The 12,161-nt window shown below is 45.5% G+C and carries 9 protein-coding genes, 2 tRNA genes, 3 rRNA genes and 1 other RNA gene; 12 read left to right on the forward strand and 3 right to left on the reverse strand.

What is annotated here, in order from left to right; translation table 11 throughout:
• Nucleotides 1-81: 81 nt before the first annotated feature.
• The 3 genes from QUF78_RS00825 to QUF78_RS00835 all read right to left on the reverse strand — a co-directional run bounded on the left by QUF78_RS00825 (nt 82) and on the right by QUF78_RS00835 (nt 2,112).
• Nucleotides 82-753, reverse strand: coding sequence for a deoxynucleoside kinase (locus QUF78_RS00825; RefSeq protein ID WP_289323270.1), 672 nt, complete (start codon nt 751-753; stop codon nt 82-84).
• The gene (locus QUF78_RS00830; protein ID WP_289323271.1) at nt 731-1,390 is read right to left on the reverse strand and encodes a deoxynucleoside kinase; all 660 of its coding nucleotides are present in this window, start codon (nt 1,388-1,390) and stop codon (nt 731-733) included. Before QUF78_RS00830 ends, QUF78_RS00825 begins: the two co-directional genes overlap by 23 nt.
• 179 nt (nt 1,391-1,569) lie before the next feature.
• On the reverse strand, nt 1,570-2,112 hold the full coding sequence (locus QUF78_RS00835; protein WP_289323272.1) for a cysteine hydrolase family protein: 543 nt from the start codon (nt 2,110-2,112) through the stop codon (nt 1,570-1,572).
• Between the two features lie 138 nt (nt 2,113-2,250).
• Here QUF78_RS00835 and tadA point away from each other — a divergent pair, with 138 nt between their 5' ends.
• The 12 genes from tadA to rrf all read left to right on the forward strand — a co-directional run bounded on the left by tadA (nt 2,251) and on the right by rrf (nt 12,060).
• Nucleotides 2,251-2,757 carry a tRNA adenosine(34) deaminase TadA gene (gene tadA / locus QUF78_RS00840; protein ID WP_289323273.1) on the forward strand — a complete coding sequence of 169 codons (507 nt, stop codon included), beginning with the start codon at nt 2,251-2,253 and terminating at the stop codon, nt 2,755-2,757.
• Nucleotides 2,758-2,905: 148 nt separating this feature from the next.
• Nucleotides 2,906-3,170: signal recognition particle sRNA large type (ffs, locus tag QUF78_RS00845), an RNA gene on the forward strand.
• Nucleotides 3,171-3,352: 182 nt separating this feature from the next.
• Nucleotides 3,353-5,041, forward strand: a complete 1,689-nt coding sequence (gene dnaX, locus QUF78_RS00850) for a DNA polymerase III subunit gamma/tau (protein WP_289323274.1) — start codon at nt 3,353-3,355, stop codon at nt 5,039-5,041.
• A gap of 21 nt (nt 5,042-5,062) precedes the next feature.
• On the forward strand, nt 5,063-5,380 hold the full coding sequence (locus QUF78_RS00855; protein ID WP_053348895.1) for a YbaB/EbfC family nucleoid-associated protein: 318 nt from the start codon (nt 5,063-5,065) through the stop codon (nt 5,378-5,380).
• 60 nt (nt 5,381-5,440) lie between these two features.
• The gene (gene recR / locus QUF78_RS00860; protein ID WP_289314114.1) at nt 5,441-6,037 is read left to right on the forward strand and encodes a recombination mediator RecR; all 597 of its coding nucleotides are present in this window, start codon (nt 5,441-5,443) and stop codon (nt 6,035-6,037) included.
• 20 nt (nt 6,038-6,057) lie between these two features.
• Nucleotides 6,058-6,276: a YaaL family protein gene (locus tag QUF78_RS00865; protein ID WP_260288908.1), complete on the forward strand. Its 219-nt coding sequence runs from the start codon at nt 6,058-6,060 to the stop codon at nt 6,274-6,276.
• Nucleotides 6,277-6,384: 108 nt separating this feature from the next.
• Nucleotides 6,385-6,654 carry a pro-sigmaK processing inhibitor BofA family protein gene (locus QUF78_RS00870; protein ID WP_375090815.1) on the forward strand — a complete coding sequence of 90 codons (270 nt, stop codon included), beginning with the start codon at nt 6,385-6,387 and terminating at the stop codon, nt 6,652-6,654.
• Between the two features lie 354 nt (nt 6,655-7,008).
• Nucleotides 7,009-8,559 (forward strand): 16S ribosomal RNA (locus QUF78_RS00875).
• A 116-nt stretch (nt 8,560-8,675) separates the two neighbouring features.
• Nucleotides 8,676-8,752 (forward strand) — tRNA-Ile (locus QUF78_RS00880).
• 16 nt (nt 8,753-8,768) lie between these two features.
• A tRNA-Ala gene (locus QUF78_RS00885) sits at nt 8,769-8,844 on the forward strand.
• A gap of 103 nt (nt 8,845-8,947) precedes the next feature.
• Nucleotides 8,948-11,880 (forward strand): 23S ribosomal RNA (locus QUF78_RS00890).
• 64 nt (nt 11,881-11,944) lie between these two features.
• Nucleotides 11,945-12,060: ribosomal RNA gene (gene rrf, locus QUF78_RS00895) — 5S ribosomal RNA — on the forward strand.
• Together the 16S, 23S and 5S rRNA genes with 2 tRNA genes alongside form the textbook arrangement of a ribosomal RNA operon.
• Nucleotides 12,061-12,161: the final 101 nt, after the last annotated feature.

Raw genomic sequence — 12,161 nt, forward strand, 5'->3', positions numbered from 1 at the left:
GAATTCCGTTACAGAAATGTAACGGAATTTTTGTTTTCTAATATATTAAAAAACCACCGGATAATCGGTGGTTTTTCTGTTTTACATATTTCGTAACAACTTGGTTTGCTCCATATATTCGGCAATCCGTTTTATAAGAGGTTCGATACTTGCTCCATCCTGCATTAGGTCATATTCGTTTATATTTAATCGAAGGACAGGACAGGCGTTAAATTGATCGATCCATTCTTCGTAACGGCCATGCATCTCCTGCCAATATTCAATTGGGGTATGCTGTTCCATTGGACGGCCACGCTCTTGGATCCGGTCGAGGATATCATCCAGTGAACCTTCGAGATAGATAAGTAAATCAGGGTGCGGGAAGTATGGCGTCATAACCATCGCGTTGAAAAGGCTTGTGTATGTTTCGTAGTCGACATCGTTCATCGTACCTTTTTCATAATGCATTTTTGCAAATATTCCAGTGTCTTCATAAATGGAACGGTCTTGGATAAAACCGCCGCCATATTCAAAGATTTTTTTTTGCTCTTTAAAACGTTCAGCGAGGAAATAGATTTGCAGGTGGAAACTCCAACGATTAAAATCATCGTAAAACTTATCCAGGTAGGGGTTCGTATCAACCTTTTCAAAGGATGTCCTGAATTGAAGGGCATCGGCTAATGCATTGGTCATGGTCGATTTTCCTACTCCAACCGTCCCTGCTATCGTAATGACGGCGTTGTTTGGAATATTATATTTCTTTCGTAAGTTCATTTGACTTTACTCCTTTTTGCAGGGCATTCTCTATTTGGTTGATTATCGTTTTCAAATCATCCTGGTTGCCTACGAAATCCAGTTCATCTCCGTTGAACGTAAGAACAGGTATGTCAGGGTGCCGTATCTCGAACGTTTCCATGAATGTTCGATAATCCGCGGATAACTGCTCTAAATAAACGGAGGATATATTTTTTTCGAATTCACGGCCTCTTTTACCGATTCGGGAGAGAAGGGTATCTAGACTTGCGTTTAAATAAATGACCATATTAGGTTTGGGCATATCCCGTGTTAAAATATTGAATATTTCAAGGTATTTATTGTACTGTTCATTTTTTAAAGTTCGTTCAGCAAATATCAAGTTCTTGAATATATGGTAATCAGCGACCACGGCTTGGTCATTGGTAAGATAATTCTTTTCGATATCTTCCAATTGCTTATAACGGTTACATAGGAAAAACATTTCTGTTTGAAAGCTCCACTCATCAATATCGTTGTAGAATTTCCCGAGAAATGGATTTTCATCAACGATTTCCTTCAATAATGAAATTTGAAAATGATCTGCGATAACTTTTGCAAGTGATGTTTTTCCCACACCAATTGGACCTTCGACAGTGATAAATGGGGTGGATTTCATCCAATCTGTCCTCCTTCATGAGGTATCAAACTAAAATTCCCAGTTTATTAGGTATTTCAGCCAAGAGATATTGTAACACAGACTTGGGTCTTAAGTGATATTTTTGTCAGCTTGCTAATGAAGGAGAATGAAAGATTGTTTACCGAGGAGATATGATAGCTTAGTGCCTTGTTTATCTGTTAAATTTCCCCACATTTTATGGATGCCTTGAGAACATGTTTCATCATCTTTAATGCATAATGATTATCTTCCTTTGAGGCTGAAGCGATGCAATCCTTGGGTATCCACAATTGATATTCACGCATATAGGCATCATTGGCCGTGAATAGTACACAGATGTTACCGGCTATGCCGGTAATGATCAGGGTATCCACCTTTAATCGTTTGAGTAATGTGTTGAGGGCTGTCCCGTAAAATGCAGAATGCTTCGGCTTGATGAGAAAGAACTCGTCCTGCTGAGGTTTTATCCGTTCGATTAAAGAGGCGTTTCGATCATTTTTACATGTTTCAATAATTTTATCGAAGTCAGCCTGCCATAACTCGTAATGATCATTGATATATATGATTGGGAATCCTTTTTCTTTCATTTGCTTTTTTAACTTCAATATCGGATCGACTATATCCATCGTATGTTCAAGGAGCATATTCCCGTATTTGAAATCAAAATCATTGATCATATCAATGATGAGCAAGGCGAAAGTAGGCGATTCAGGTCGGTTCATGGTATATGCTCCTTTAATGTGAGAATTTACTTGCGGCACATATGCAGATTGCGTTACTATTCATTAGAATAAGTAGTATGACCTTTATTTTGTCTTATATTTGTCTGTTTACTCCTACTTATATGAGGGGGTTTTTTTATGAAGGATGATTTTTATTACATGAATTTAGCCTTAAAGGAAGCAGAAAAGGCGCAGATGTTGAATGAAGTGCCGATTGGCGCTTTAATTGTAATAGATGATCAAGTTATTTCGACCGGGCATAACCTGAGGGAAACGGAACAGAATGCGACGGCACATGCGGAGCTACTTGCGATCAATGAGGCTTGCAATGCACTTGGCAGTTGGCGTCTTGAGGATGCGACGTTATATGTAACGTTGGAACCCTGTCCCATGTGTGCCGGTGCCATTTTGCAATCGAGGATAAGACGGGTTGTTTTTGGAGCGCACGATCCAAAGGCTGGCTGTGCAGGGACATTCATGGATTTACTTCGAGATGAACGCTTTAACCATCAATGTGAAGTAACTAGCGGTGTATTAGGCGAAGAGTGTGGTTGGATATTGACTTCTTTTTTTAAAGTGCTTAGGGATAGAAAGAAAACTTTGAAAAGAGAGCAGGCACTAAAGAGAGTCGAAGAAAATAAATAGGTGAAAAATGCTCATTGAACATGCGGCCTTGCTTCTTTTGAAAAAAATGGAACAATACTGTTCCGTTAACAACACTTGCGTTTTTTTTGTTACCTTAGTATAATGAATTATGCGTCGTAATGACGCTGCGAAATTGGTATTACATTTGCCGTGCTAGACGGGGAGGTAGCGGTGCCCTGTACTCGCAATCCGCTCTAGCGAGGTTGAATCCCTTCTCGAGGTTAGCATTCTGTAGGGCCTGCCTTAAGTAAGTGGTGTTGACGCCCGGGTCCTGCGCAATGGGACTCCATGAACCATGTCAGGTCCGGAAGGAAGCAGCATTAAGTGGAAGTTCTCATGTGCCGCAGGGTTGCCTGGGCCGAGCTAACTGCTTAAGTAACGCTTATGGTTGCTAATCGACAGAAGGTGCACGGCAGTTATTTTACATAAACAAAAAACTCATTCGTTTCGGGTGGGTTTTTTTTTATGCCAAGAAGGTAAACTGATTGGCGTTTTGAAAAAAATGAGGCAATCATGAAATTTCTTTTTAGGCTTTGAAATTAAGGAAATCAGTAATGTATAATAAACAAGATGGAGAAAAAAAGGAGGGATTTCCGTGGGGTATCAAGCATTATACCGGGTATGGCGGCCACAACAATTCATTGATGTAGTGGGGCAGGAACATGTAACGAAAACGTTGCAGAATGCCTTGGTCGGGCAAAAGGTTTCGCATGCCTATTTATTTTCCGGTCCACGTGGGACAGGGAAAACGAGTGCTGCCAAAATTCTTGCAAAAGCAGTGAATTGTGAGCATGCCCCGACAAGTGAGCCCTGTAACGAATGTGCTACCTGCCGCGGAATCACTGATGGCTCCATATCAGATGTTATAGAAATTGATGCAGCATCCAATAATGGTGTCGAGGAAATCCGTGACATTCGTGATAAGGTCAAATATGCACCGAACGCGGTTACATATAAAGTTTATATCATTGACGAGGTACATATGCTTTCACAAGGGGCTTTCAATGCGCTTTTAAAGACATTGGAAGAACCCCCGAAGCACGTAATTTTCATATTGGCGACGACTGAACCTCATAAGATTCCACTAACTATCATCTCCCGTTGCCAAAGGTTTGATTTTAAAAGGATTCAGCCTCAAGATATAGTTGGCAGGATGTCACAGATCATTGCAGAGACAGGTGTTTCATGCGATGAACAAGCCCTGCATATCATTGCAAGGGCAGCTGAAGGCGGGATGCGAGATGCCCTAAGCCTTCTTGATCAAGCGATTTCCTTCAGTGAAGAGACGGTTTCTGTGGAAGATGCATTGACTGTCACCGGCTCAGTTTCGCAGGCATTTTTAAGCCGGTTGGCAAAAGCTATATATGATAAAGAAGTAGCGGTGGCACTTGAAGTCCTTGAAGAGTTGCTAGCTATGGGAAAAGACCCGGCTAGGTTCATAGAAGACATGATTTATTATTTCCGTGACATGCTTTTGTTTCAAACGGCACCGGCACTGGCAGAATCCTTCGAGCGTGTATTGATAGATCCCCAATTTAAAGAATTGGCAGAAGTAATTTCATCTGAATCGATTTACTCCATTATTGAAAGTTTCAATCAAACACAGCAGGATATGAAATGGACAAATCATCCAAGGATTTTCCTTGAAGTGGCACTTGTGAAGTTATGTAATGAGCAGAGATCCAATCAAGTGGATAATGGGCAGCTTCAACAGCTGCAGCAGAAAATAGAGGATTTAGAGAAGAAATTACTGGAAATGCAGAAAAATGGCATTCCATCAGCCATGACAGAAAAACCTGCAGAGCAGGCAAAGGCACAAAGGTCCATTAAAAAAGCGTATAAAGCTCCTGCAGGAAAGATCAATCAAGTTTTGAAACAAGCTACTAAGCCAGGTCTTAGTGCTGTGAAAAGTAAGTGGGGGGAAGTCCTTGAACAGTTAGGTCAGCAAAACCAAAAGTCATTGGCAGCTTTATTAACGGAGGCAGAACCTGTTGCTGCGTCAACTGAAGCTTTTGTGGTAAAATTCAAATATGATATTCATTGTCAAATGGCAATGGAAAATAACCGTTTCGTGGAAGTGATTGCCTCGATCATGCAGCAATTGACCGGACACAGAATGGAAATCGCTGGTGTTCCGGAGAGCCAGTGGCAAAGGTTGCGGGAGGACTTCATCTCAACACAGCAGTTCGACGGTCCAGAAGAAACGGAATCAAAAGAAGAAGACCCCTTTATAGCAGAGGCTAGAAAATTAGTCGGCGATGATTTACTTGAAATTAAAGAATAATTGGAGGTAAGGAAAATGGGTATGCGCGGCGGTAATATGCAAAACATGATGAAACAAATGCAAAAGATGCAAAAGAAGATGGCAGAGGCACAAGAAGAATTAGGTGAAAAAAAGATCGAAGGCACTGCTGGCGGTGGAATGGTAACGGTTATCGTGACAGGCCATAAGGAAATAGTTGATGTAATCATTAAACCGGAAGTTGTCGATCCGGATGATATCGATATGCTTCAGGATTTAGTCCTGGCTGCAACTAACGATGCTTTGAAAAAGGCGGAAGAATTGACAAACCAAACGATGGGACAATTCACTAAGGGAATGAACCTTCCAGGTATGTTTTAAGCAAGTTCAAAAGAAACTTCCTTTCAGGAGGTTTCTTTTGAAATTTTTAGGAGGAATTCGATGCATTATCCAGAACCAATTTCCAAGCTCATTGACAGTTTTATGAAATTGCCGGGGATTGGGCCTAAAACTGCTGCTCGATTAGCCTTTCATGTACTAAGCATGAAGGAAGATACTGTTTTGGATTTTGCAAAAGCACTTGTGAATGCCAAGCGGAATCTAATGTATTGTTCAGTCTGTGGTCATATTACAGATCAAGATCCCTGTTATATATGTGAAGATCAAAAGAGGGACAGAAGTTTGATTTGTGTGGTTCAGGACCCAAAAGATGTAATAGCCATGGAAAAGATGAGAGAGTTCAGTGGTTTATACCATGTACTGCACGGCAGTATTTCCCCGATGGACGGAATAGGTCCGGAGGATATAAATATTCCTGATTTATTAAAGCGCCTGCAAGATGAAACTGTGTTGGAGGTCATTTTGGCTACTAATCCTAACATTGAAGGTGAAGCGACAGCCATGTATATTTCGCGGTTGCTCAGACCGTCAGGGATTAAAGTGACCCGAATTGCCCACGGACTTCCAGTTGGCGGAGATTTGGAGTATGCGGATGAAGTGACGCTATCAAAAGCAATAGAAGGAAGAAGAGAAATATAAGATAGCTGGGAGGACTTCACTTGTTCTTTCGTAAAAAAAAGAAACTTCGAAATGAATTCAATGATTCATTAATCGAAGAGCTTGAACATTTGAAATGGAATTGGCATAATCAAAAATCATTACTTGAAAAAAGCGTTGATCCATCTGAGGAAGTAATCGCCCAAGCAAGACTGGCGGAAGTGAAATATTTCTACTTATTCAGGGAAGTTAAAAGAAGGAACGTCCGCTTGAAAAGATGATAAGGAGATGGCTGTGAAGGATTGCATTTTCCTCATAGCCATTTTTTTGTTTCAGTTCTTAATCCATAGATCCGTTCATATAAGTGTAGTACAAGCTTGCGGGGAGGAATGAGTTTGGAACCAGTTGTCTTTGTTGCCGTAGTTGGCGGCCTGATTTTAATGCTTCTCATTATCGGGGCGCCTTTAAGACCCGTCCGGTTTATAGGGCAGGGGATTATAAAAATCATCATCGGTGCAGCCTTTTTGTTCTTTTTGAATACACTTGGGAATCAAGCGGGCATCCATGTACCCATCAACCCTGTTACCTCGGCAGTCGCCGGCCTGCTTGGAATACCAGGAGTAGCAGCTTTGGCGGCCATTGGTTATTGGATCATTTAAAGGCTATTTGCGTCGATGTCACTTTAATGAAAACCTCATGGATACCTCCTTGGGGTTTTTATCATGTTTATAGGTCATTTATGTTTTTTGAAAAAAACTGATTTAACCATTGACGATAGCCGATTAACCTGATAATATATTAGGAGTCGCCAATAACGACATCACAAATGCTCAATCAAAAAACAATATGAAATAAATGTTGACATTAGATTAGCTAAGTGATAAGATAATAAAGTCGCTTATGAAGCGGACAACGAAGTATCGCTCTTTGAAAACTGAACAAAACAAAGCGCCAACGTTAAATTTTAAGTGAGCACACACTATTAAAAAAGCAAAATGAGCAAGTCAAACATTTCTTCGGAGAGTTTGATCCTGGCTCAGGACGAACGCTGGCGGCGTGCCTAATACATGCAAGTCGAGCGAATCGATGGGAGCTTGCTCCCTGAGATTAGCGGCGGACGGGTGAGTAACACGTGGGCAACCTGCCTATAAGACTGGGATAACTTCGGGAAACCGGAGCTAATACCGGATACGTTCTTTTCTCGCATGAGAGAAGATGGAAAGACGGTTTCGGCTGTCACTTATAGATGGGCCCGCGGCGCATTAGCTAGTTGGTGAGGTAATGGCTCACCAAGGCGACGATGCGTAGCCGACCTGAGAGGGTGATCGGCCACACTGGGACTGAGACACGGCCCAGACTCCTACGGGAGGCAGCAGTAGGGAATCTTCCGCAATGGACGAAAGTCTGACGGAGCAACGCCGCGTGAACGAAGAAGGCCTTCGGGTCGTAAAGTTCTGTTGTTAGGGAAGAACAAGTACCAGAGTAACTGCTGGTACCTTGACGGTACCTAACCAGAAAGCCACGGCTAACTACGTGCCAGCAGCCGCGGTAATACGTAGGTGGCAAGCGTTGTCCGGAATTATTGGGCGTAAAGCGCGCGCAGGTGGTTCTTTAAGTCTGATGTGAAAGCCCACGGCTCAACCGTGGAGGGTCATTGGAAACTGGGGAACTTGAGTGCAGAAGAGGAAAGTGGAATTCCAAGTGTAGCGGTGAAATGCGTAGAGATTTGGAGGAACACCAGTGGCGAAGGCGACTTTCTGGTCTGTAACTGACACTGAGGCGCGAAAGCGTGGGGAGCAAACAGGATTAGATACCCTGGTAGTCCACGCCGTAAACGATGAGTGCTAAGTGTTAGAGGGTTTCCGCCCTTTAGTGCTGCAGCTAACGCATTAAGCACTCCGCCTGGGGAGTACGGCCGCAAGGCTGAAACTCAAAGGAATTGACGGGGGCCCGCACAAGCGGTGGAGCATGTGGTTTAATTCGAAGCAACGCGAAGAACCTTACCAGGTCTTGACATCCTCTGACAACCCTAGAGATAGGGCTTTCCCCTTCGGGGGACAGAGTGACAGGTGGTGCATGGTTGTCGTCAGCTCGTGTCGTGAGATGTTGGGTTAAGTCCCGCAACGAGCGCAACCCTTGATCTTAGTTGCCAGCATTCAGTTGGGCACTCTAAGGTGACTGCCGGTGACAAACCGGAGGAAGGTGGGGATGACGTCAAATCATCATGCCCCTTATGACCTGGGCTACACACGTGCTACAATGGATGGTACAAAGGGCTGCAAACCTGCGAAGGTAAGCGAATCCCATAAAGCCATTCTCAGTTCGGATTGTAGGCTGCAACTCGCCTACATGAAGCCGGAATCGCTAGTAATCGCGGATCAGCATGCCGCGGTGAATACGTTCCCGGGCCTTGTACACACCGCCCGTCACACCACGAGAGTTTGTAACACCCGAAGTCGGTGAGGTAACCTTTATGGAGCCAGCCGCCTAAGGTGGGACAGATGATTGGGGTGAAGTCGTAACAAGGTAGCCGTATCGGAAGGTGCGGCTGGATCACCTCCTTTCTAAGGATAATTACGAGAGCGCTTTTGTTTTGTTCAGTTTTGAATGAGTGATTCATTCAATTTAATAGTAATCCCGCGATAAGCTTGGGAAGCAGAAGCTTATTATTTATGTGAATGGGCCTATAGCTCAGCTGGTTAGAGCGCACGCCTGATAAGCGTGAGGTCGATGGTTCGAGTCCATTTAGGCCCACCATTCCATTTCCCAAAACGGGGCCTTAGCTCAGCTGGGAGAGCGCCTGCCTTGCACGCAGGAGGTCAGCGGTTCGATCCCGCTAGGCTCCACCAATGAATCAATCACGTTGTGATTGGGACAACTTGTTCCTTGAAAACTAGATAATAGATAGAAGGCAATTAATTTTTTTCAAAGCATCTGTAAGATCTTTTTAACGGTTAAGTTAGAAAGGGCGCACGGTGGATGCCTTGGCACTAGGAGCCGATGAAGGACGGGACTAACACCGATATGCTTCGGGGAGCTGTAAGTAAGCTTTGATCCGGAGATTTCCGAATGGGGAAACCCACTGTTCGTAATGGAACAGTATCTTTACCTGAATACATAGGGTACTGAAGGCAGACCCGGGGAACTGAAACATCTAAGTACCCGGAGGAAGAGAAAGCAAATGCGATTTCCTGAGTAGCGGCGAGCGAAACGGAATTAGCCCAAACCAAGAGGCTTGCCTCTTGGGGTTGTAGGACACTCAACATGGAGTTACAAAGGAACGGGGTAAATGAAGTGACCTGGAAAGGTCCGTCAAAGAAGGTAAAAACCCTGTAGTTGAAACTTCGTTCCCTCCTGAGTGGATCCTGAGTACGGCGGGACACGAGAAATCCCGTCGGAAGCAGGGAGGACCATCTCCCAAGGCTAAATACTCCCTAGTGACCGATAGTGAACCAGTACCGTGAGGGAAAGGTGAAAAGCACCCCGGAAGGGGAGTGAAATAGATCCTGAAACCGTGTGCCTACAAGTAGTCAAAGCCCGTTAATGGGTAATGGCGTGCCTTTTGTAGAATGAACCGGCGAGTTACGATTTCATGCGAGGTTAAGTTGATAAGACGGAGCCGCAGCGAAAGCGAGTCTGAATAGGGCGAATGAGTATGAGGTCGTAGACCCGAAACCAGGTGATCTACCCATGTCCAGGGTGAAGTTCAGGTAACACTGAATGGAGGCCCGAACCCACGCACGTTGAAAAGTGCGGGGATGAGGTGTGGGTAGCGGAGAAATTCCAATCGAACCTGGAGATAGCTGGTTCTCTCCGAAATAGCTTTAGGGCTAGCCTCAAGATGAGAGTATTGGAGGTAGAGCACTGATTGGACTAGGGGCCCCCAACGGGTTACCGAATTCAGTCAAACTCCGAATGCCAAATACTTATTCTTGGGAGTCAGACTGCGAGTGATAAGATCCGTAGTCGAAAGGGAAACAGCCCAGACCACCAGCTAAGGTCCCAAAGTATACGTTAAGTGGAAAAGGATGTGGAGTTGCTTAGACAACCAGGATGTTGGCTCAGAAGCAGCCACCATTTAAAGAGTGCGTAATAGCTCACTGGTCGAGTGACTCCGCGCCGAAAATGTACCGGGGCTAAACGTATCACCGAAGCTGTGGATTGACACCATTAGGTGTCGATGGTAGGAGAGCGTTCTAAGGGCGTTGAAGTCAGACCGGAAGGACTGGTGGAGCGCTTAGAAGTGAGAATGCCGGTATGAGTAGCGAAAGAAGGGTGAGAATCCCTTCCACCGAATGCCTAAGGTTTCCTGAGGAAGGCTCGTCCGCTCAGGGTTAGTCGGGACCTAAGCCGAGGCCGAAAGGCGTAGGCGATGGACAACAGGTTGATATTCCTGTACCACCTATACATCGTTTGAACGATGGGGGGACGCAGAAGGATAGGGTAAGCGCGCTGTTGGATATGCGCGTCCAAGCAGTTAGGCCGGAAACGAGGCAAATCCCGTTTCCATTAAGGCGGAGCTGTGATGGCGAGGGAAATATAGTACCGAAGTTCCTGATTCCACGCTGCCAAGAAAAGCCTCTAGTGAGATGTAAGGTGCCCGTACCGCAAACCGACACAGGTAGGCGAGGAGAGAATCCTAAGGTGTGCGAGAGAACTCTCGTTAAGGAACTCGGCAAAATGACCCCGTAACTTCGGGAGAAGGGGTGCTTTTTAGGGTGAATAGCCCGGAAAAGCCGCAGTGAATAGGCCCAGGCGACTGTTTAGCAAAAACACAGGTCTCTGCGAAGCCGCAAGGCGAAGTATAGGGGCTGACACCTGCCCGGTGCTGGAAGGTTAAGGGGAGAGGTTAGCGCAAGCGAAGCTTTGAACCGAAGCCCCAGTAAACGGCGGCCGTAACTATAACGGTCCTAAGGTAGCGAAATTCCTTGTCGGGTAAGTTCCGACCCGCACGAAAGGTGTAACGATCTGGGCACTGTCTCAACGAGAGACTCGGTGAAATTATAGTACCTGTGAAGATGCAGGTTACCCGCGACAGGACGGAAAGACCCCGTGGAGCTTTACTGCAGCCTGATATTGAATTTTGGTACAGCTTGTACAGGATAGGTAGGAGCCTGAGAAGCCGGAGCGCTAGCTTCGGTGGAGGCGTTGGTGGGATACTACCCTGGCTGTATTGAAATTCTAACCCGCGCCCCTTATCGGGGTGGGAGACAGTGTCAGGTGGGCAGTTTGACTGGGGCGGTCGCCTCCTAAAGAGTAACGGAGGCGCCCAAAGGTTCCCTCAGAATGGTTGGAAATCATTCGTAGAGTGTAAAGGCACAAGGGAGCTTGACTGCGAGACCTACAAGTCGAGCAGGGACGAAAGTCGGGCTTAGTGATCCGGTGGTTCCGCATGGAAGGGCCATCGCTCAACGGATAAAAGCTACCCCGGGGATAACAGGCTTATCTCCCCCAAGAGTCCACATCGACGGGGAGGTTTGGCACCTCGATGTCGGCTCATCGCATCCTGGGGCTGTAGTCGGTCCCAAGGGTTGGGCTGTTCGCCCATTAAAGCGGTACGCGAGCTGGGTTCAGAACGTCGTGAGACAGTTCGGTCCCTATCCGTCGCGGGCGCAGGAAATTTGAGAGGAGCTGTCCTTAGTACGAGAGGACCGGGATGGACGCACCGCTGGTGTACCAGTTGTCTTGCCAAAGGCATAGCTGGGTAGCTACGTGCGGACGGGATAAGTGCTGAAAGCATCTAAGCATGAAGCCCCCCTCAAGATGAGATTTCCCATGGCGCAAGCTAGTAAGATCCCTGAAAGATGATCAGGTTGATAGGTCAGAGGTGGAAGCGTGGCGACATGTGGAGCTGACTGATACTAATAGATCGAGGACTTAACCAACGCTTTTTAAAAAATGAAATACCTTCTTATTATCTAGTTTTGAAGGAACAACGTTCCTGATATGTTTGGTGGCGATAGCGAAGAGGTCACACCCGTTCCCATTCCGAACACGGCAGTTAAGCTCTTCAGCGCCGATGGTAGTTGGGGGTTTCCCCCTGTGAGAGTAGGACGCCGCCAAGCCATTTCCAAGATCAGCCATCTGGCTGGTCTTTTTTTGCTTAATGAAAAGAAAAACCATTGGATATGAAGGGTTTATCAATTATGGAAACTTTTATAAAGAC

This window comes from Peribacillus sp. ACCC06369, assembly GCF_030348945.1.
Lineage (GTDB): Bacteria > Bacillota > Bacilli > Bacillales > DSM-1321 > Peribacillus.